This window comes from Rhodoflexus sp. (genome assembly GCF_053489755.1).
Genome location: NZ_JBRCHD010000053.1, coordinates 11,480 through 32,725, shown reverse-complemented (window position 1 = coordinate 32,725; position 21,246 = coordinate 11,480). Strand labels below are relative to the sequence as shown.

General features: G+C 47.8%; 20 protein-coding genes. 5 read left to right on the top strand and 15 right to left on the bottom strand.

The features are described 5' to 3' along the window. Positions 1–105: 105 nt before the first annotated feature. Entirely contained in the window at positions 106–525 is a 420-nt protein-coding gene (locus tag ACWIP2_RS11895; RefSeq protein ID WP_448520154.1) for a nucleoside-diphosphate kinase, read from the bottom strand. 132 nt (positions 526–657) lie between these two features. Between ACWIP2_RS11895 and ACWIP2_RS11890 the strand changes: the two genes are divergently transcribed. Continuing rightward, on the top strand, positions 658–1,752 hold the full coding sequence (locus ACWIP2_RS11890) for an alkaline phosphatase (RefSeq protein ID WP_448520153.1): 1,095 nt from the start codon (positions 658–660) through the stop codon (positions 1,750–1,752). Between the two features lie 120 nt (positions 1,753–1,872). Beyond that, entirely contained in the window at positions 1,873–3,429 is a 1,557-nt protein-coding gene (locus ACWIP2_RS11885; RefSeq protein ID WP_448520152.1) for a hypothetical protein, read from the top strand. Between the two features lie 8 nt (positions 3,430–3,437). On the opposite strand, the gene porT is transcribed toward ACWIP2_RS11885, so the two are convergent. Together porT and ubiE are read right to left on the bottom strand one after the other, a co-directional pair. Next, complete coding sequence (porT, locus tag ACWIP2_RS11880; RefSeq protein ID WP_448520151.1) at positions 3,438–4,169, bottom strand: type IX secretion/gliding motility protein PorT/SprT; 732 nt, start codon at positions 4,167–4,169, stop codon at positions 3,438–3,440. A 63-nt stretch (positions 4,170–4,232) separates the two neighbouring features. Next, complete coding sequence (gene ubiE / locus ACWIP2_RS11875) at positions 4,233–4,961, bottom strand: bifunctional demethylmenaquinone methyltransferase/2-methoxy-6-polyprenyl-1,4-benzoquinol methylase UbiE (protein WP_448520150.1); 729 nt, start codon at positions 4,959–4,961, stop codon at positions 4,233–4,235. 77 nt (positions 4,962–5,038) lie between these two features. Between ubiE and ACWIP2_RS11870 the strand changes: the two genes are divergently transcribed. After that, the gene (locus ACWIP2_RS11870) at positions 5,039–6,280 is read left to right on the top strand and encodes an ABC transporter permease (protein ID WP_448520149.1); all 1,242 of its coding nucleotides are present in this window, start codon (positions 5,039–5,041) and stop codon (positions 6,278–6,280) included. Here the strand turns inward: ACWIP2_RS11870 and ACWIP2_RS11865 are convergent, their stop codons facing one another. The 10 genes from ACWIP2_RS11865 to yajC all read right to left on the bottom strand — a co-directional run bounded on the left by ACWIP2_RS11865 (position 6,281) and on the right by yajC (position 16,046). Further along, the gene (locus ACWIP2_RS11865) at positions 6,281–7,588 is read right to left on the bottom strand and encodes an OmpA family protein (RefSeq protein ID WP_448520148.1); all 1,308 of its coding nucleotides are present in this window, start codon (positions 7,586–7,588) and stop codon (positions 6,281–6,283) included. Between the two features lie 87 nt (positions 7,589–7,675). Continuing rightward, on the bottom strand, positions 7,676–10,294 hold the full coding sequence (locus ACWIP2_RS11860; RefSeq protein WP_448520147.1) for an OmpA family protein: 2,619 nt from the start codon (positions 10,292–10,294) through the stop codon (positions 7,676–7,678). A 105-nt stretch (positions 10,295–10,399) separates the two neighbouring features. Then, complete coding sequence (locus ACWIP2_RS11855; protein ID WP_448520146.1) at positions 10,400–11,536, bottom strand: DNA polymerase III subunit; 1,137 nt, start codon at positions 11,534–11,536, stop codon at positions 10,400–10,402. 3 nt (positions 11,537–11,539) lie between these two features. Beyond that, positions 11,540–11,959: a GNAT family N-acetyltransferase gene (locus tag ACWIP2_RS11850; RefSeq protein WP_448520145.1), complete on the bottom strand. Its 420-nt coding sequence runs from the start codon at positions 11,957–11,959 to the stop codon at positions 11,540–11,542. Positions 11,960–12,015: 56 nt separating this feature from the next. Beyond that, positions 12,016–13,227, bottom strand: a complete 1,212-nt coding sequence (locus tag ACWIP2_RS11845; protein WP_448520144.1) for a GTP-binding protein — start codon at positions 13,225–13,227, stop codon at positions 12,016–12,018. Between the two features lie 12 nt (positions 13,228–13,239). Continuing rightward, complete coding sequence (locus tag ACWIP2_RS11840) at positions 13,240–13,713, bottom strand: hypothetical protein (RefSeq protein ID WP_448520143.1); 474 nt, start codon at positions 13,711–13,713, stop codon at positions 13,240–13,242. Continuing rightward, the gene (locus ACWIP2_RS11835; protein WP_448520142.1) at positions 13,710–14,075 is read right to left on the bottom strand and encodes a hypothetical protein; all 366 of its coding nucleotides are present in this window, start codon (positions 14,073–14,075) and stop codon (positions 13,710–13,712) included. Before ACWIP2_RS11835 ends, ACWIP2_RS11840 begins: the two co-directional genes overlap by 4 nt. Positions 14,076–14,140: 65 nt before the next feature. Further along, positions 14,141–14,749: a dephospho-CoA kinase gene (gene coaE / locus ACWIP2_RS11830; RefSeq protein ID WP_448520141.1), complete on the bottom strand. Its 609-nt coding sequence runs from the start codon at positions 14,747–14,749 to the stop codon at positions 14,141–14,143. Beyond that, a complete protein-coding gene (locus ACWIP2_RS11825) occupies positions 14,715–15,707 on the bottom strand; it encodes a hypothetical protein (RefSeq protein WP_448520140.1) in 993 nt (330 codons plus the stop codon). Before ACWIP2_RS11825 ends, coaE begins: the two co-directional genes overlap by 35 nt. Positions 15,708–15,713: 6 nt before the next feature. Beyond that, the gene (gene yajC / locus ACWIP2_RS11820) at positions 15,714–16,046 is read right to left on the bottom strand and encodes a preprotein translocase subunit YajC (protein ID WP_448520139.1); all 333 of its coding nucleotides are present in this window, start codon (positions 16,044–16,046) and stop codon (positions 15,714–15,716) included. 141 nt (positions 16,047–16,187) lie between these two features. Between yajC and ACWIP2_RS11815 the strand changes: the two genes are divergently transcribed. Further along, positions 16,188–17,954: an ABC transporter ATP-binding protein gene (locus tag ACWIP2_RS11815; RefSeq protein WP_448520138.1), complete on the top strand. Its 1,767-nt coding sequence runs from the start codon at positions 16,188–16,190 to the stop codon at positions 17,952–17,954. Here the strand turns inward: ACWIP2_RS11815 and porG are convergent. Beyond that, positions 17,951–18,661, bottom strand: coding sequence for a type IX secretion system protein PorG (porG, locus tag ACWIP2_RS11810; protein ID WP_448520137.1), 711 nt, complete (start codon positions 18,659–18,661; stop codon positions 17,951–17,953). The genes ACWIP2_RS11815 and porG overlap by 4 nt on opposite strands. Positions 18,662–18,753: 92 nt before the next feature. Next, positions 18,754–19,848, bottom strand: coding sequence for a bifunctional histidinol-phosphatase/imidazoleglycerol-phosphate dehydratase HisB (hisB, locus tag ACWIP2_RS11805; protein ID WP_448520136.1), 1,095 nt, complete (start codon positions 19,846–19,848; stop codon positions 18,754–18,756). 59 nt (positions 19,849–19,907) lie between these two features. Here hisB and ACWIP2_RS11800 point away from each other — a divergent pair, with 59 nt between their 5' ends. Continuing rightward, positions 19,908–21,182 carry a murein hydrolase activator EnvC family protein gene (locus tag ACWIP2_RS11800; RefSeq protein ID WP_448520135.1) on the top strand — a complete coding sequence of 425 codons (1,275 nt, stop codon included), beginning with the start codon at positions 19,908–19,910 and terminating at the stop codon, positions 21,180–21,182. Positions 21,183–21,246 lie beyond the last annotated feature (64 nt).

Here is a 21,246-nt window from a genome sequence, read left to right as displayed (position 1 = left end):
CAAAATTAATGGATTTTAGCGGTGTTTGCATGTGGGTATTCCCCAAACAAAAAACCCGACAATTCCTTGCGGAACTGTCGGGTGTGTATATCGCGTTCGGTCGGATTAGAACTGCTCGATTCCCGAGAAGAAGAAAGCGCCTTCCATGGCAGCGTTTTCGTCCGAGTCGGAGCCGTGGATGGCGTTAGCTTCGATAGATTTTGCAAACAATTTGCGGATAGTACCCGGCTCTGCATTAGCAGGGTTAGTAGCGCCAATGAGTTGACGGAAATCGGCAACTGCATTTTCTTTTTCCAAAATCATGGCAATGATTGGGCCGGATGACATATAGCTGCACAGGTCGTTGTAGAACGGACGCTCTTTGTGTACGGCATAAAATTCGCCGGCACGCTCAGGAGTCAGGCGGGTCAGTTTAGCCGCTACAATGCGGAAACCTGCCTCTTCTATCATTTTGATAATAGCGCCGCTGTTGCCTGCCTGATAAGCGTCAGGCTTAATCATAGTGAATGTGCGATTAGTTGCCATTTGTGGAATCTTTTGTTATGTCTGTATGAAATTTGGCACAAAGGTAAGCCGCACCCTGCTAAATGCAATTCAATTTGCGGCAACTGCCTTAACTTTGTCTTGAGTCACAGTTTTGACATTATTGAAAGATTCATGCAAAAATTCAGATTATACGGCTGGTGGACGCTTTTATTAGTCCTAAGCATCAGCGTATCGCAGGCACAAAAGAAGCCTGCACAAGTTCCCAAAGCCAAGAATATCATCCTGATGATTGGCGATGGTATGGGTTCGGCACAGGTTTTCGCTGCCTACACTGCCCAAAAAGGACAACTGCACATGATGAATTTTCCTGTAACGGGTTTTCTGCTGACCCAATCGGAAAGTCATTATATTACTGATTCAGGCGCAGGGGGGACGGCAATTGCTACGGGTAAGCGTACCTACAACGGCGCTATTGGCGTAGATATGAACAAGCAGCCGCTTACCTCCATACTGGAAGTAGCCAAACAGAACGGACTGGCTACGGGTATTGTGGTTTCATGCGCGGTTACGCACGCTACTCCTGCCTCTTTCTATGCGCATCAGGGATCGCGCACACAAGACGAGGATATTGCAACCGACTTACTCAAAACCCAGCCCGATGTGGTGATTGGCGGAGGGTATAAGTTTTTTGCGAACCGCAAAGACGGACGCAACCTGATCGAAGAACTCAAGCAGGCGGGCTATCAGGTAGCGGACTCTACTGCCGACCTGAGCAGCTACAAAAGCGGCAAACTGGTGGCGCTGTTAGCACAAGAGCATCCCGCCAAAATTACGGCAGGACGCGGCGACATGCTGTCCAAAGGCACACAAACCGCCCTCAACATCCTTTCTCAGAACAAAAAAGGATTTTTCCTAATGGTAGAGGGTTCGCAAATTGACTGGGCAGGACACGATAACGACCTTGAGTATATCGTACAGGAAACCGTAGATTTCGACAAAGCGGTTGGTGTTGTTTTAGAATTTGCTAAAAAAGATGGCAATACGCTGGTGATCGTAACAGCAGACCACGAAACAGGTGGTTTTGCTTTGACCGGCGGCGATATAGCCAAAGGCATAGTGGAAGGCAAGTTTTCTTCCAAAGTACACACGTCGGTAATGGTTCCTGTTTTTGCTTATGGCCCCGGCGCAGAAGCCTTCATGGGCGTACAACTCAACACCGATCTGTTCGGAAAAATGCTGAGAGCCTACCGGATCAAGGCTAAGTAAGCATTAAACGCAGACTGCTGCGCAAAAGAGTTTCAGACTTTGTGATAAGTTTGAAACTCTTTTTGCATTTTTGATAGCTGACAATCTGATTTGTTTAATCCTCTTTCGCACGTATCGGTTATGAAACGACTTCTTCCGCGCTGTCTGATCGCCTTTTGTTTGACTCTTGTTGTCAATTTTCTACAAGCACAAATGCGGAGTTTTGCTATCCAGTTGGGGGTGTTTCAAAACCCCGACCCCAACCGATTCCGCAGTTTGCAGGATCTGGGCAGCATTCTACAAGATGTGCATCCTAACGGTATGATACGCCTCAGGCTAGGCGATTACCCGCGCCGTGCCATGGCAGACAGCATTCTTTTGATCGTGCGCCGACGAGGGTTCAAGGATGCTTTTACCTACCAACGCGAGGAGCAAAGGCGTTCGCCAATGGAAAATATCATAGCCGCATCGGGCAGAAATATTCTGTATTCTATTCAGGTAGGAGTTTACATAGACCGCAATTCTGTGCCTAATACAGCTAATCTTAAGCACTTGGGAGTACTCCACGAATTACAGGAAGATGGCTTTATTAAGCTCCGGCTAGGTGCATTTGTCTCACGCGATTCTGCCAATCAAGTGCTTAAAGCCATTCGGGAAGCAGGTTATACCCGTGCTTTCATTACCGAAGTTAGCCCGCTGGTGATGCAACGCGACATCAGCGCCGACGATATGGGCGAGTCCTTCCAAACCTCTACGCTATACAAACGCATGAAGGGCAAAATAAATGGTAAATTTGATGTAATTGTGCATGTGTATATGGGCGGACAGTCTATCAGCGGATACTACAATGATCCGCAGACAGGCGAGCACAAGCGGTTCAGTTATCACGGCGGCTTAGACAACAATCCTTTAGTTCTTACTTCCAACTCGCGCCTGACTCCGCAAACGCTCAATTTTAGTTTCAGAGACAAGGAATCAGGACAAACAGTCAGTATGAACCTGCGCGAGTCTTACGAAGCAGGTGCGGTCAAATGGGATGTCATGAGTTTGTACCGCAAAAAGGTGAAAGAGCACCAAGGCGATCAGATCGGGGCTGATGTCTATCTGGAATATCCTTACACAGGCGAGCTATCCAATAAAATAGCCGAACAGCGTATCAATGTCAGTCTGGCACAGATCAAAGGCTACACCGATCCGGGCAGTGTAGGGGCGCTTGTCGAGCGGCAACTTAACAGCAACGTGCGGCTTGTTAATGCTGCATACCCTCAGTATAGCTGGCTTTCAGAAACTTATGAAACTAAAATCTTAGAGAACGATCGCCATATTTTCAGTGTGCGGATGCTGTACGAGCGCATAAACAACCAGACAGAAAGTCAGATCATATTTCGCTCGTGGGATATGCGCACCGGGCAGGAACTCACGCTTGCCAATCAGCTACGCCCCGGCGCAGACAAGATGCTGCGAATCCTGCTCCGCCGCAAACTCGGCGAGCGCTACGCCAACCTCCGTCCTACACTTACCGATATAAATGCCAGTGTAGAAGAAATGCTCCTCAATTACTATTTTACCGCAACAGGTATTACTTTTTTTCGCGAACACAAACCATGGAGCATGATTGAAGGCAGTATTACGCTCTCTGTTACCTACCAAGAAATTCTCCAGTGGTTGCAGGATAATAGTGCAATTATGCGGCGCTAAGTTGGCTGCTACTCAAAGTTCAGGATCAGCGTTACGCGATGCGTAGTCAATCGGCTCAGGCTATTGGAAACGCGATTACCGTTGTTAATCAGCAGGTTAGGGACACCGTGCGAAAACCGCAATTCGGGCGCAAACTTAAAAAACTCAAAGTATAAGTCCCAGCCCAGCCCGTAGCAGATTTCTAGATTCTGATTGGCTGTTTGCAGTTGCAGATCGTTCAGGCGTTCTTTTCGTCCAGCTACTTTGAAGTTGGCAGAGACACCACCGACCATGTACATCCTGTGATTGCCGCGCCTTAGCGACTTGTATTTCAGCAGGAAAGGCAACTCTACGAATGTATTCTCGTAGGTCTCATTGTGCAGATTTTCAGGATCGTTGCGGTACTGATACTCAATATTGCGCTCATAAAACGATACATTAGGCACAAAGCGCAGATTCCACAACTCATTACCGAGCCTAAAACTGGTAATCAGCCCCAACATAAAGCCGGGCGACCACTGTGGGCGCACGCCTGTAGTGCTGTCGCTGCTATTAGCAAAAAAATCGGAATAGCGGATGTTGAATCGCGACTGGTGAATCGCCAACTGGAAACCGTAGCGCAGCACGCGGTCGTCATAAGTCGGCAGGTTTTTGCTGCGTCCGTATCCTGAAGTATTGCGCTTTTTTTGCAGTTGCGCCATTGTATTGTGGGCAGCTAACAAAGCCACGAGCAGCCCTGCCCCAATCACTAAAAATCGCATGAATCGTTTGCTTGGTGAACTTTTGCTTAACGGCGTAAAAATTCATGCCATAATCTGTCGTCCTTAGCTTTTTTTGCCTGTGTAGATAGATGAAATGCCGAAGGTGAGTGTTTCGCATTGTGTATCGGAAAAGCCTGCTCCGCGCATATGCTGCAAAAACTCTTCGCCGTAAGGAAATGCTTTCACCGATTCGGGCAGGTAGTCATAGGCAAAACTGTCTTTGGAGATCGTCTTCCCGATGCGTGGGAGAATGTGCTTTGAATAAAACTCGTACAACTGCTTGATCGGGAAGGCAGTAGGTTGTGAAAACTCCAACACCATCAGCATCCCGCCCGGTTTGAGTACGCGGCAAATATCTGCCAGACCTTTGTCTAAGTTTTCAAAATTGCGCACCCCAAACGATACCATCGCCGCATCAAAAGTATCATTGGCAAATGGCAGCGCTTCCGAATCGCCGCTGCGGAGTTCTATTTTATCTTGCAAGCCCATTTTCTCCAGCTTTTTTCTGCCGAAAGCAAGCATGCCTTCGGAAATATCTACACCAATAATTTTTTTGGGTTTCAATGCAGAAAGGGCTTCTATGGCGAGATCTGCCGTACCGGTTGCGATGTCTAGTATCAATTGCGGGCGGACAGCAGCCAATTTACGTACTGCCTTTTTGCGCCAGTAAATATCAATGCCGCCGCTGAGTATCCGATTGAGCAAATCGTAGCGCGGCGAAATATTATCAAACATATCGGCGACCTGCGCCTTTTTGCCCTCTTGTCTGTCTTTGTATGGAACTACGGTCATACGGCAGTTGTTGAATTTGCAAAGTTACACGCAAACAACGGGAACATTCCCTTATATTTGCTCATATCCTCTATAAGATGATTTTTACCGAAAATGTTCGCGAGGCAATGAAAGCCATTCGCGATAACCTGCTGAGAACCTCACTAACCGCCGCTATTATTGCCATCGGCATTACGGCGCTGGTAGGCATCCTGACGGCGATAGACGCTATTCAAAACTCTGTTTCGCAAGGGCTGTCCGATATAGGTGCGAACACCTTCAATATCAGCGACTTAGACCGCAGAAGAAGGCAACAAATGGGAGTAAATACGCTACAGGCAGAGCCAATTTCCTACGAGGAAATTGTGACTTTTAAACGCCGTTTTGAAGAACTTGCGCCAGTAGCGCTGCAAACCAATCTTTCAGGAACAGCAGAAATTAAAAGTGGCTCGCAAAAAACAAATCCTAATATTTCGGTTACAGGTGCAGATGAAAACTACCTTGCGACAGTCGGCGGCGATTTGGAATTTGGCCGCAACTTCTCTTCCGTAGAATTGCGCAACGGCGTTCCCGTAGCAATTATAGGCAGCGAAGTTGCCCAAAAACTTTTTACAAGTCCTGAAAAGGCTATCAATCAGCCCATTTTGCTGCTCGGCAATCAGTTCCGTGTGATTGGTGTATTGAAAGACAAGAGTGGCTTTGGCGGCGGTGGCGGCGGACTCAATCGCAACGTGCTGATTCCTTTTGAAAAAGCCGTAGCGCTTGCCAACGGACGCAGGCTGTACTACCGTGCTACCTGCATCGTGCGCAACCCTGCCGATCTGGAATACCTCATGGGCGAAGCAACCGGGCGATTCAGGCTGATCCGCCGCGATGTACTTGGCAAGCCCGAATCGTTCCTGATAGAAAAAAATGAAAGTGCACAGGAAGCCTTAGACAGCATCAGCGATCGGCTGCGCATTGGCGGCTTTGGCATCGGATTTATTACGCTGCTGGGCGCATCTATCGGGCTGATGAACATCATGCTCGTGTCGGTAACAGAGCGCACCCGCGAAATCGGTATCCGAAAAGCCATGGGCGCAACCCCTACGCGCATCCGCGAACAGTTCCTCATAGAAGCCATCGTGATTTGTGTCATCGGCGGTATGGTTGGCATCATCCTCGGTATCCTGATCGGCAATCTGGTCGCGGTGCTGGTAGAAGCAGGCGGTTTCCTCGTCCCTTGGGCATGGATGATGATTGCGCTTGTAGTATGCGTAGGCGTAGGTATTCTTTCGGGTTACTACCCTGCGTTCAAAGCATCCAAATTAGACCCGATCGAGTCGCTGCGGTTCGAGTAATCAGAGTTTGGTAAATTCTACGCGGCGGTTGTTGGCTTTGCCCTGCGAAGTTGTATTTGGCTCAGCGGGTTCTGATGCGCCTTTTCCGTCGGTTTCCAAGCGCGAACCGTCAATCCTAAATTCGCCTGCAAGCGCATTTTTAACGGCTGCTGCCCGTTTTTTGGAAAGTTCTACGTTCTGGGCTGCGTTGCCGTCCGAGTCGGTATGCCCTGTGATGCGCACGCGGATTGCAGGATTTTCTGACAGCACTTGTGCGATCTCTTTCAGCGTACCGTAACTTTCAGCCTTTATTTTGTCTGAACCAACATCAAAAGTAATACCTCTGGTTACAAACTTACCTTCGGTGAGTAGTTTGTTGCGCGTATCGGGTGCACCCTTGGCAACGCGAAAGTTTGTTAGGTAAACTTCTCTGTCTTGCAGGAAATAGGTGATGGTTGAAAAGGTCAGCCGATAGTCTGCACTGCTTTCAAATGCTTTGGGAATATCCCAGACTTTGGTTTCGTTAATATAGACCCGTAATCTGCTTTTTTGCCTCCAGAGCGATATTTTGGCGAAGCTGTTTTCGGGAACTTTCCAAGACGATTGGTCTTTATCGTTGGACATTTTGGCATTACTTTCCCCGTCGTAAGCATCAAATCTTGTTTTACCGACAGGGTCTAAGGTGATCACGGCCTGATTGCGTGTATTATTAACATTGAGTAGTTGCTTGGATGATTTGCTGTCTATGAAATTAACGACAGTTGCTACATGGTTACCGTCGCGGGTGGCTATTTCAAACTCTATGGTTGTGTTATCTTCCAGTTTCCCCAGAAACTCGGGGTAGAAAATACCTTCGCCCATAAACTTCAGCCACTTCTCAGGGCGACCTGCGATAGTTACGATCTCACCCGAGCCATTGGTATTCCACTTGTCAGGGAAATCGCCTATGGCATCTTGCGAGAAATCCTCAAAGGCAATGACTTGCTCGCCTGCAACAAAGTCAAATTTGGAATAAGACTCTAATGTGAAAGTACTTGCAGGCTTGGTAGGAGGCTGATTATTACCTTGATTCCTTGTAGAGTTATCCTCTCTTTCGGGTGCGTTTTGCTCAGGCAATGGATTACCCTGTCCTGTATCGTTTTTGTCTTTCTTTTTGAACACGCCCTCTATTTTATCCAAGGCCTTATCTGTGCCCTGATCTACCTTCTGATTGGCGCGGTCAGTAGTTTTGCGTTTGAGGGCTTCTCTGGGATTGATAATTTGCGCCGACAACATATAGGGAAATCCCGCTAACAAGCAAATCGGCAATAATTGTCTGAAGAGTTTCATGGCAAATAATGTAAAATTCAACAAATAACTTACGTGAGTATAAGTTACACATTTGTTGCCAAAAGTTTCATCTGGGCGTATTAAATTTTACTCCACCCGAAACTCCACCCGTCGGTTTTTTTGCCTGCCTTCATCGCTTGTATTAGGGGCTATCGGGCGGGTTTCACCAAAGCCTGCGGCGATTAGTTGCGCCTTGCAGCCTTTGGCAAGCAGGTATTTGCGGACAGCCTCCGCACGGCGGCGCGAAAGATTCAGGTTGAAGGTGTCGTCGCCTTTGTCGTCGGTGTGCCCTTCTATGTATAGTTTGAGACTGCTGTCCTGCAACTGCGCTGCCAGTCGGTCTAAGTCGTGTAGCGACTGCGGACGGATAACGTCGCTGTCAAAGTCAAATTCCAGTGAATTAATGACGAAGCCTTTTTTACCGGGCGCTTTCAGATTGCCCATTTCTGTGGTCTGATGCTCAATAACCAGTACATCATCGGGGACTTTGGTCAGATCCACCACCTGCGAACCCGAGAAATAGTCGGGAGCAGTAGGCTGATAGCGGTATTTTTTGCCTTTCTTGAGTGGAATAGAAAAACGTCCGTTGGGCTGCACTTTTGCTGTGCCTTTTTGCGAGTTGTCGGTTGCCTGCCAGTTGATGGTTGCGCCGCTGATGGGTTTGCCGTCGGTGTCGGTAACAGTTCCCGTAACGACGACCACTTGCTCGGCGCGGTGCGCTTCGGGAATAGTGATGCGGTAAATATCGCTGCTGCCGTAGCTGTTGCCCTGTTGATAGGAGGTTACTAATGCCGTTTTGCCGTCTGCTGTCATGTAGAAAGCATCGCTGCCGATGCTGTTGATGGTTTTGCCCAGATTGACAGGCTCGCTCCACTCTGTCCACGAGTCTTCGCGCAGGCGGCGGCTGACAAAAATATCGTAGCTGCCCAGCCCTGCGTGCCCATCGGAAATAAAATACAGCGTGCGCATATCGGGGTGCAGCCAAGGACTGTTTTCTGCAAAGGGCGTATTGATTGTTTTGCCCAAATTAACGGGCGCACTCCAGCCCGTATCGGTACGTTCAGAAACGTATAAATCTACATTAAACTCGCCCGCGCCGTGGTAGTAGAGGTAGTCGTTGTTGTAATTGGGCAAATATCCGCCCACTGCCCCCGGGCGATCAGAAGCAAAGATAACCGCGTTGCCGTCGGCACTCATGCAAAAACCCGACTCAAAATGGATAGAATTTACAGGGTTGGGCATCGCGTTGATTTTACTCCACGAATTGCCCTGTTTTTCAACAAAGTAAAAATCACCTTTGCCCAACTGCGTGCCTTGCTTGACATAGAAAAAGTCAGGCAGCATAAAATAGTTGCCAAATAGAAAAAGCGTTTGCCCATCGGGGCTGATGGCAAGTGGCGTTTCATGGGATTCGCTGTTTACTTTTTTGTCCAATGGCTGTGCTACCGACCACTGCGTGCCATCCCATTGGCTCACATAAACGTCTTCGCCTGTAGCAAAGGTGCGGCGTGAAAAATAAAGCGTGCGCCCGTCTAAAGTGAGTACGGGGTTGTATTCGCGGGAAGCAGAGTTGACCCCCGCACCGAGGTTTTCCAACTTGCGCTCGCCGTCGGGTTCTGCCAGCAACGCATCCATTTTCTCGAAATAGCTGCTCATGTTGGTAAAAAGCGTGCTGTAACGTCTGAAGACGGCACGAGCAGCCTCCCAGTTGCGCTCCTGAATGGCAGGTGTTGCAATAGCACGCACGGCAACCAATGCTACATCTAATGGTGCAAATGTCTGAATAAAAGCCTCGTAAAGCGCTTGTTTTTCAGGCCTGTAGCCGCTGTTGTGCAAATTAAGTTCACATAATACATTTTCGGGCGAAAGTTTGAACTGCTGCCCTAAGTCTTTTAGTTTCTGATAGTTCGGGTGGCGCAGGTAGGTTGTTCTGGTAAAGCCAAAGTAAGCCCCGTAAAATTCGGGGATGATGTGTCGGTACTCGTCCGCTTTGTAATTGTCCAGAATCAGCGCACAGAACTGCTCGTATTCGCGTCCGCTGCGGTCGCCAAAGCGGCGCAGTTGGCGCAAGTCCATGTACTCCTGCAACATATCGCGGGCTATCTGGCGCACAGTGGCCACTTGTGGACTTTTCGGGTACTCGCTGATGTATTGTCCGCATTGCAGCGTGAGCAGGCGACGCAGCGCCATCACAGTATCCATTTCGGTAATGCGGTCGTAGATTTTGCCGTCAAAGAGTTGTGACTGCGGGCGGCGGTAAGGAGCTTGATTGATCATTTGAAAGGCTTCCTGCGCAATCTGTTGCAAGAATCCCATAGTGAGCATATGCTCGCTGACAGCCAGTTGCCTGCGCATTTCCTCTTTGAGCGGCACTGCGAGCGCAAGATATTGGCGATTGAAAACCGTAGCCGCCGCATGACTTTTTTTCAATAAATCTAAATGTGGTTGTATGTTGAGCAGGCGCATCTGGTATCTCTGCTGTTCGCGAAGGGTTTGCTGCTGTTCGTAATAAGTCCGCGCCAAACCGTAATGTGCCGCTGCGTGTGTACTGTCTTTGCGGATAATTGTTGTAAAAAAACGCTCTGCATCATCAAATTTTTTGGCAGCCAGCAATTCAAGCCCCTCTTTGATGTCTGCCTGTTGCGCAAAGGCAAGGGAGGCAAACAGCAGCAGGAAAGTAAGTAGGATTATGTTGCGGTTTATCATGGTTTCATTGGTAATTTATGGTAAGCCGTTCTGGTTTGAGAACATTGATTTTGAGCAAATGGGACGAATTGCGCAAAGTCCGCTGAACCTGAATTTGTCCTTGCGCTATTTTACCCGCAACAAGTTGCCGATCTTAAACGACAAACTCAAAAACGCCATGCGCGGATTGGCGTTGCGTTCAATTTCGTAATACGTCCGATTGAAAACATCGCTCAAAGGCGCAAGGTTTCTTTCGTTGATGACTTTTGAAAAGTTGCGGACAAAGTCCAGCGCATCGGCTGTTAGTCGAGCGCCTGCCTCGCCCAAATACTGAAAAGCAAGCGACTCGCGCAGCATAGTAAGTCCGTATTGCAACATACCCTTTTGCGCTTCCTTGTCTAAGGCGGCAAAGCGGTCAGCTTCTTTGATGAGCGCCGTTACATCGGCCTTGAAACAAAGACGCATCCAGTTGCGAAAGGCATGTTGTCCCGTTTGGTCGGCTGCCTCCGCCATTCGCAGCGCCTGATTGAGGTTGCCGTTTGCCAGCGGCGCCATCTGACGGGCTTTTTCCGAAGGCATATCGTATTGCCGCTCCAAAGTTGCAATGAGTTCGGCATCGGTGTAAGGGCGCACGCTAACCAACTGCGTGCGCGATAAAATCGTGGGCAACACATGCTCTATTTGTTGGGCTACCAGCAGAAAGACCGTTTTTTCGGGCGGCTCTTCCAATATTTTCAAGATTGCGTTGGCCGCGCTCGCGTTCATCAGTTCGGGCAGCCAGATGAGCATCACCTTGTAGGTAGCTTCAAAGGATTTGAGCGACAGACTTTTAATAATGTTTCGCCCTTCCTGCACAGGAATGATGCACTGCTTGTTCTCCGCGCCCAGCTCACCTGCCCAGTCCGCCAGATTGCCGTAGGGCTTGTTTTTCAAAAACTCGCGCCACTCTTTCAGGAAAGCGCTGCTGACCGCATCCTCGCGTTTGGTAATTTGCTTGGTGGTAGCCGTTGGGAATACAAAGTGTAGGTCGGGATGGATATAGCGGTCGTATTTGTAGCAAGAGGCGCAAGCTCCGCAAGAGTCGGCGCTGTTTTCGTCGCGGTTTTCGCAGTTCAGGAAAGTGGCGTAGGCAAGTGCCAGCGTCAGGTTGGGGCTACCCTCGCGCCCCAGCCAGAGTTGCGCATGAGGAATCTGCCCTACTTTGACAGCGGCAATGAGCGATTGTTTGAGTTCGTCAAAACCTATAACATCGTTAAAACGCATCCCTTACAACTTCTTCTGAAAGTGAAAGCCTAAAATTTTATAGCCTTGATTGAGCCAGAATTTATGCCCGCGATCATTGGTTACATAAGCGTTTAATTCTGAGGCGACGCAGCCGATCGAGCGGGCGTAGTCAAAAATCCACTTCATCATCAACTCGCCGACACCCTGCCCGCGATAGTCAGGGTGGATAATGACGTTATCCGGCTCAATGTGTTTGCCGACATAAAATTTAACCAGAATCCAGATGCCGGAAATGCCGATGAGGCGCTCGCCGTCGTACACGCCGACGCACTGATAGCCCAGCGGTAGCATCTGCTCCAAACGGTCGCGCAGGACTTCTTCGGACAAATCGGGGTTGGTCATTTTGACCAAGGGCAGAATGGTATGTATCTCTTCGGTAGGAATCAGTCGAACATCAAACATAAAAAAGGCGGCATTATGAGCGCCGCCAAAGTTAGTTTTTTGTGCTTGAAAATATATCAGGCAGCCTGCCAAACAGGAAATGGATCTTCGAAACGCTCGCCGCTTAAATACTGTAGAACTTCGTCGTAGGTCAGTAAACAAGCTTTCAGTTCACCGCGTATTTGTGTCTCATCCATATCCTGACCAATAAATACAAGTTCACTCATGCGATCGCCAAAATTTTTATCCCAGCGGGCTTCTATTTCGTCTTTGTTTTCAACAAAAGCGGGATACATCATCCGCTCGCGGAAAGGCATACTTGCCCACCACGAACCGGCCGGCTCTAATCGCAGCGAACCGCCTGCCTGACTCCAGTTAATCGCCAGCGAAGGACGGGAAGCAATCCAGAACATACCCTTGCTGCGAATAACGGAAAGCGGCCAATTTTCGGAAAGAAATTGGAAGAATCTCACCGGATGAAAAGGCAGTTTGTTCCTAAATACGAAAGAATGGATGCCGTATTCTTCGGTTTCGGGGGTATGAATTTTCGCAAGTTCTTCTTCCCATGCGGGCGCTTGCATTGCTTTTTCAAAATCAAACAATCCGGTATTCAACACCTCATGCAAAGGGACTTTACCAAACTGACTTGTTAGGATACGGGCATCAGGATTTAATCCGCGAATGATCGCCTGTAGTTCGCCCACTTGCTCGGGGCTTACCAGATCGGTTTTGTTGAGGATGATAACGTTGGCAAACTCAATCTGATCGGTCAGCAAATCTACAATGGTGCGGTTGTCTGTTCCGTCAGCGCCTATTTTACGACTTTTAACCGTATCGGCGCTGCCAAAATCTTTCAGGAAATTCATCGCATCTACAACCGTAACCATCGTATCTAATTTGCTGAAGCGCGAAAGATCAATGCCTTTTTCTTTATCTACGAAAGCGAAAGTTTGTGCGACGGGCAGCGGCTCGCTGATGCCTGTACTTTCAATGAGTAGGTAATCAAATCTACCTTCTCTTGCCAGCCGCTCAACTTCTACCATCAAATCTTCGCGCAGCGTACAGCAAATGCAGCCATTAGACATTTCCACCAGTTTCTCTTCTGTTCTGGAAAGAGTGTTTTGTTGCTGCACCAGTTTAGCATCTATATTGACTTCGCTCATATCGTTGACAATCACGGCTACTTTCAGCCCTTCGCGATTGTGCAATATATGATTGAGCAGCGTCGTTTTTCCTGCGCCAAGAAAGCCGGAAAGTACGGTTACCGGAAGTTTTTTGGCATTCATCATTTAGAAAAATAGCTATTGCATTTTGTTGAATAATTCCTGCGCCCTGTTTTTGATGACTTCCGCCTTGTCGCGCAAGTCTTTTTGAATGGCTATCATTTGTTCGGGAGTAGTTTCTATGCGCTCATGCGAATGATGATGTCCGTCGCCTTCTTTGTCGTGCGAGTGGTCGTGTTCATAGCCGGGGACTTCCACAACTGTTTTGCCCCACTCCTTGAGCTCCTGTTCTATTTGAGCAACTTCTGCCAGCATTGCACGGAGTGGTACTGCCAGCGAATCTGCTCCTGCCTTTGCAAGGCTATCGGCGCGGCTTTCCAGCGCAGGTGCGGCTTCTTTGATTTGTTTGAGCAGCCCTATGGTTTCTTTTTCAAATCCCATAGCTTGCTGATGAAACTGAACTGCCTCAGCCAGTTGTTGCTGCTCTTTTTCGCTTGGCCCACAAGACCACAGCAATGCAGCCGCTAATAGTGTAAATAACGTATTTTTCATTTGGTATTGATGTTTTGAAATCTTTTCACTCCAAAAGTAGCTGTTTCCTGCTGCACCTGCTGCGATTCCTGATGCTGAAACCATGTATAACCCACAATGGTGAGCGTAAGCATCAAAGGCATCCAGAAAGCTACTTTATCGCTTTTGGTAGCCGCAGGACGATAGGCGCGATACAACGCTACGCCCAGAAGGGCTACTTGCAAGGCAATAATCCACGTTTGATAGCCGGCAATTGTGCCGGCAAATGCCAGCACGGTATTGCTCGCTCCCAGCGCTAGCGGCAGAAAAGGCAGGAGGCAGCAAAGCGAGTGCAGCAAAAGAGTAGTAAAAATAGCAGGAACTAATACGCGTTTGGTTTGCATTTTTCTGATTCGCTGAATTGATGCGCAAATTAGGCAATTTGCACCAATAATGCAACAAAGTTGCATTATTGAACTTTTGCACGCTCCACTAATTCCCGATGCAAGCTAATAACCTGTGGGATAAGCAATTGGCTGCTATCGTTGTGGATGACATAGTCCGCATATTGCACTTTTTCGCTTTCGGGCATTTGGCGACTGATAATGGCGGCTACTTCCTCACGGCTTCGCTGCGGATCGCGCTGTAGCACGCGGGCAATCCGCACTTGGTCGGGCGCAGTAACTACAACGAGTACGTCTAACTGCTTGTAGCTGCCTGCTTCAATCATCAGCGCGGCTTCTTTAATAGCGTAAGGTTTGCCTGCGGCTTGTTGCGCGGCCAGCCACCGGGCGCTGTCTTCGGCTACGCGCGGATGCACAAGACTATTGAGTAATTGCAGTTTTTCGGGATTGTTGAATACCTGTGCCGACAAATGGCTGCGGTTCAGTGTACCATCAGGCAGATAGCTTTCCTTTCCAAAGTATTGGATGATCTGATTGCGCAGTTGCTCATCGTGCGTTTGAAGCCATTTCGCACGACTGTCGGCATCGTAAACAGGCGCCCCCAATACCTCAAAGATGCGACAAACCGTACTTTTTCCGCTACCTATTCCGCCTGTTATTCCTACCTTTAGCATAATTGATCTTAAAAAATGGTGGTACGACCTGCGGCTCGAAGAAATCTTCTGTCGTAATCAGGTCGGGCGCCAGCGTAGAATCTTTCCAGTTGATTTTACGCCAATCTAACCAGATGCGCACCTCAGCAGTATCGGTAACAGCCTCATAGGACGGCAGGGTGTAATACACCACCTTTGCCGTTGTGGGCTGTACTGTGGCAGAACTGTCCATAGGAAAATTCTGAAATTCCAAAGCAACCTGCCGTTCTTTGCGAATGAAATAAGCCGTTTCAAAACTGATGTGTACCTGATTCAGATCAGAAGTAATCAGGCTTGACGGCGGGAATGATATGCGCACTACATCGCTAAAGTTTCCGGCAATACCAATCTTAGTAAATTCATACCGTATCAGGCGGGTTGCTTTTTTCAAATTTGAAGGCGGCCCATGAATTTTAATCCTTCGCGGATTAACTTTTGGTGGACGAACAAACCGGTGTCCTTCTGCAAGTTGTATATGCTCGTAGCCAAAGGGCAGCGATAATTCGTACTCCTGAATAGGCTCAAAGCGAAAGCGGATAGTATCCTGCTCGCATCGCTCAATTTTTGCCCCTGACAGATTGTCGGATAGCTGCGGAATGAGTCGGCGCGTAACAATAAAAGAGGTTTGCAAAGGATTCTGAATATCAAAAACCGTAGTTGGGATTTCCTCGCGGAAAAATGTTTTAAGCAGCCCCCATCCTGTACCGCTGATATACACTCGTAAGCGTTCGGGCAATGGCTCAAGTGATACTACATTGGGCGCATTGATCCTAAACTTGACCGGTACGTCGAGTACGGTTGTATAATTTTTGCTCAATGCGTTAAAAAGCCACATGAGCGCTGCCACAATAAAACTTAGCATGATAGCGCTCCAGTCCCACCGTCCGAAATTGCTCAATTCCTGCCTGAGTGTTTGTAGTATGGCAGCGGTAATTTTCAATCTTATTTATTGGGCATTTATAGAGGGTGTACCTTGTCCTTTGCTGTAGTCGAGCGAAATAGAAGTTTTTTCGAATTTCAGCGTAACGCCTTTGTCCACTTCCAAATATACCAGATTACCTTCTATTGCCACTATTTTGCCGTGCAGCCCACCAATAGTAACTACTTGATTACCAACGGCTAATGACTCTATAAACTTTTTCTGTTCTTTTTGACGCTTTTGCTGCGGGCGGATCATAAAGAAGTAGAAAACAAGAATAATACCCGCGATAAAAATCAGGTTGGCGATAGAAGATGCGCCACCCGCACTTTGCAATAAAATAGCTTGTATATGCTGCATGGATTGATAATATTAGGTTTAGACCGTACAAAGTTAATTCTCTGCGGGGTTTATTGGATGAATTTGAGCAATTTTGCGTACATTCTCTTATCAACCGTTTGATTACCTTTATTTTACGCTTTTTGTCCAGCTTCGGTTTGTATGGCACAACAGGAAACGGCTTCAGGTCAAATTTTTGACCGCACAGTTCTGGCGGGAATTTTTCAGTTTGTCAAACCTTACATTGGACGCTTTTACCTCCTGATAGCGCTGACAGTACTCTTGGGGCTACTTTCGCCGCTGCGCCCCTATTTGATCCAATATACGATAGACCACTACATTGCCTATAACCATATGGAAGGGCTGGTTATGATGGTTTGGCTAATGGTCGGGCTGGCGCTGTTACAGGCAGTAGTACAGTTCAGCAACTCCTACCTTTCCGAATGGCTGGGGCAGCACGTCATCCGCGACATCCGCATTAAACTTTTCCGCCACTTGATGTCTCTCAAAACACAGTATTTCGACCGCACGCCTATTGGCAGGTTAGTAACGCGCAATATTTCTGACGTAGAAACGCTCAATAATGTATTTACTGAGGGACTGGCAGCTATCGTCGGCGACTTGCTCCAGTTGTTGTTTATTTTGGGCTTGATGCTCTATACCGACTGGAAATTGACGCTCGTAAGTCTTAGCACCTTCCCTCTACTTTTTGTAGCGACTTATATTTTCAAAGAAAAAATCAAAAAAGCATTCAATGCCGTGCGGGCAGCTGTCGCCAACCTCAACTCGTTTGTGCAGGAGCACATTACAGGTATGAGTATCGTACAGATCTTCAGCAGCGAACAGCGCGAACTGGAGCGCTTCCGCGAAATCAACCGTCAGCATCGTCAGGCACACCTCAAGTCGGTCAAATATTACTCTATTTACTTCCCTATTGCAGAGGTTATTGGTGCGATAGCAACAGGGATGCTCGTCTGGTACGGCGCAAAAGGCGTCATGCAGGAACAACTGACGCTTGGTACGCTGGTAGCGTTTATCATGTATATTGCTATGTTCTTCCGCCCGATCCGAATGATTGCCGATCGCTTTAACACGCTCCAAATGGGTATTGTCAGCGGCGATCGTCTGATGAAAATTCTCAACAGCCGCGAACAAATCCAGAATACGGGTACTTACCAGCCTGCAACTATCAGGGGCGATGTTACCTTCGAAAACGTCTGGTTTGCCTACAACGACGAAGAATATGTACTCAAGAATATCAATATAGAGGTACATCGCGGTCAGACTATTGCTCTTGTTGGCGCTACAGGCGCAGGCAAATCATCTGTCATCAACCTGATCAGCCGCTTCTATGACGTAAGTAAGGGGCGTATTTTGCTCGACGGTGTAGATATTCGCGAATATGAGCTTCATTTCCTTCGTCGCTGCATCGGCATTGTTTTGCAGGATGTCTTCCTATTTTCGGGCAGTATCATGGACAATATCACACTGGGTAATAAGGCGATCAGCCGCGAACAAGTCTGCGAGGCTGCAGCGCTGGTAGGCGCACTGCCTTTCATCGAGCGGCTACCCGGCGGCTTTGACTACAACGTAATGGAGCGCGGCGCGACACTCTCTGTCGGACAACGACAACTTATTTCCTTTGTGCGGGCAATGGTTTACAATCCCGACATCATTATTTTGGACGAAGCAACTTCTTCGGTGGACAGCGAAACCGAAAAAATGATTCAGGATGCAATCAGCAAAATGATGCAGGGCAGAACCGCAATCATCATTGCGCACCGACTCGCAACGATTCAGAATGCCGACCGCATCATCGTTTTAGACAAAGGTGAAATTAAGGAATCAGGTACGCACGAAGAATTGCTTGCACTGGGTGGCTACTATTCCCGCTTGCACAAGATGCAGTATAAAGAGATAGCGGCCTAATCGCTTCCGAAAGGCTCGGCACAGCGCACCGAATAGAATACGTAGCTCAGCGTAATGCCTGCAAAATAGTACATATCCCGGCTGTAAGGATTGCTTTGCCGAAACTTTGGATCTGCCTGATTCAGCGTAATACCGTCTATACGATCTGTAAATGTTTTTCGCGCACCAAACTCGAAGCCCAAATTCCAGTTAGGATGCAAGTAATGCTTTACCCCCACGCCAAACGGCAGGACAATGTGCGTACCGTTGTAGTCGCGGTTATCCAAATAATTGGTTTTCCCGCCGTGGTTAGCAACCGCAATGCCCCCAAACAAAAAGGGACACCACTTCTCCATTTTGCGGCGGTCGGTCTTGCGAAAATTGAAAAAGTTATACTCTGCCGTCAGCGCAAGCTCGCGCAAGTTGCTGCTGAAGTGAAAATCGCGCCGCTGCTGGAAAGGATCGGTAAAAATACTGTCGCGCCCAACCAGATCCGTTACCATCAGGTTTGCCCGCAGGCTGAGAAAATAGAAGGGGTTATAGCGGAAAAAGACATTTGCACCCAGTTTTGAGTTTTCAATCCGCACCGCAGGAGCAACATCGCCTTTGTAGTTTCCTGCGCCAATGCCTGCGCCTATTTCGTAGCGCTGGGCTTGTGCTACGGTAATCAAACCAAAACAGGCGACTACCACAAGAAGCAGTCGCTGTTTGCAACAAATAAATGGCATGTTTTTTAAATGTAAGTTTCGTAGGAGTGCTTCATCCGCAGGAATTCCTCAATTCGCAATGATTGTCCAAAATTGATGCCACACAACACTGCCTATAAAACTCCCTTTGTACTTGGAATGCTCGTATCTCCGGGGCGTTGCGCAATAGCGGCGCGAACGGCCCGCGCAAATGCCTTGAAAAGAATCTCGATCTGGTGATGATCGTTATCGCCTGAAAACTGCATATTTAGGTTGCACTTGGCCGTATCAGAAAAGGACTTAAAGAAATGATAGACCATTTCAGTAGGCATCTGCCCTACGCGCTCGCGATGGAACAGCCCGTTCCAAACCAACCAGGGGCGACCCGAAAAATCAATAGCCACCTGTGCCATTGCCTCGTCCATTGGCAAGATGGCAAACCCATAGCGCTCGATACCCTTTTTGTCGCCCAGTGCGCGGGCAAATGCTTCGCCCAGTGCAAGGGCTGTGTCTTCTATAGTGTGGTGTTCGTCTATGTGCAAGTCGCCGATGACCCGCACTTCGAGGCTGCAACCCGAGTGGCGCGCCAACTGATCGAGCATATGATCGAAAAAGCCCAGCCCTGTAGCTATTTCCGAGCGCCCTTTACCATCTATTTGCAGCGAAATATGGATGTCGGTTTCGTTGGTCTTGCGGCGCACCGTAGCATGGCGCCCTGCTGCTGATAGCAGAAAGTCGGTGATTTGCTGCCAGTCAGACGAGCAAAATGTAGCGCGTTCGTCTGTCTTGCCAATAAGTACCGATCGGCAGCCCATATTTTCGGCTAATTGGACATCGGTCAGACGGTCGCCAATAACAAAACTGTTGGCAAGATCGTAGCTGCCATCCATATAAGCCTTTAACATTGCTGTTCCGGGTTTGCGGGTAGGCATATTTTCATGTGGAAATGAGCGATCAATATGGATTGCATCAAATACAATGCCTTCTGCTGCCAGAATATCAAGCATTTTCTGATGCACAGGCCAAAATGTATCTTCGGGAAAACTCGCTGTCCCCAAACCATCTTGATTGGTTACCATTACCAATTCATAAAGTCCTGAGCGGGCAATACGCGCCAGCGCACCAATAGCCCCGGGCAAGAAAGCCAGTTTGTCGTAGGAGTCTATTTGCTCGTCGGGCGGTTCAACAATAATTGTTCCGTCCCTGTCTATAAAAAGTGCTTTTTTCATTTTAGTTACAACAGATTTGCATAAATTTGAGGTAAATACCCCATAACTTCACTGAACTCATGAAGGCTGTTCTCTCAGCACTGATCATTTTGTCGGCATATATTTCGGTTTATGCACAAAAGAAAACTAAACTTGATTCATTAGAGAGTGCAAGGCTTGAAAATTATAAGAAAATAGATGCCCTGAACCAGTTCATCATTGCCAATAGCCGAAATAAAGAACTGACTATTACAGAACTTCAGGCGCAGCAAGTTTTATTAGAGCGCCATCGCAAACAAATACAAAATATTCGCCAACAAAAAGAGTGGTTGATCGAAACAATTGCTTCTAACCAGAAACTGATAGAAGTATTAGAACAGGATCTATCTCTGGCACAACAAAACCACGATCGCGAGTTGTACGAGCTTTCTAAATTAGAAAATCAGCCTAAAGGATTGCTATCTGTTGAGGGACTCAATGCCATACTGCAAAAGAAAAAATCGCATGAACAAGTCAGAGCCAGGATAGCAGAACAAATACGGTATATTGAACAAGTTTCTAAGCAACTTATCGCTTACAGAAAACAACACATCAATCTCGAACAACGCCTCAAGGCAGCTGAAGCATTGCTTCAAAGCGAAATTGCACACGAAGAAAAAAGGCAAAAAGATTTGAAGCTCAGACTGCGCCGGCTTGCCATACAAGAGAAAGATATTGTTGATCAAAAGAAATCCCTTGAGCGGTTCAACGAAATCGTTTTAATGGAGATTAATAATATCTCTGCTCAGGAAAAGACGAATTTCGGCAATAGCAAATCAGTCAACAAAGAAGTTAGAGCAGTTGCTTCTCAGCCTGCTGACGGCAATAAGAACAACATGCAACCTGAGCAGCAAAACACTAACACCCTGATCATGGCGCCGGCCGGTGTTGGCACTGCCAAAGTCTTTGCGGAAAACAAGTCAATGCTGCCTTGGCCTGTAGAAAAATTCACACATATTGCCAATCATTTTGGTATTCATAATCATCCATTAGCCACAAATGTGCAGGTAGAAAATATAGGTATAGATATTGGTACTGCACGCAATGAGCATGTACGCGCCATTTTTGAGGGTAAGGTACGAGCTATCAAAGATGTGCCCGGAATAGGCTGGACAGTCTTCATCCAGCACGGAGACTACATCACTGTATATGCGGGTTTGCAAAATGTACAGGTAAAAGTTGATAGCCATGTCAAGACCAAAGCAGTAATTGGTACAGTAGGCAACAACAAAGATGGCTACCCCGTGCTGCAATTCCAGATTTGGAAAAACAGACAAAAGCTTAACCCCGAAGAATGGCTTGCAAAAAGCGACTGATATTTGAGCTAAATAGTTGTAAATGATCGGTGTAGCTTCATAAATTTGCACGTCCAATCTAAAT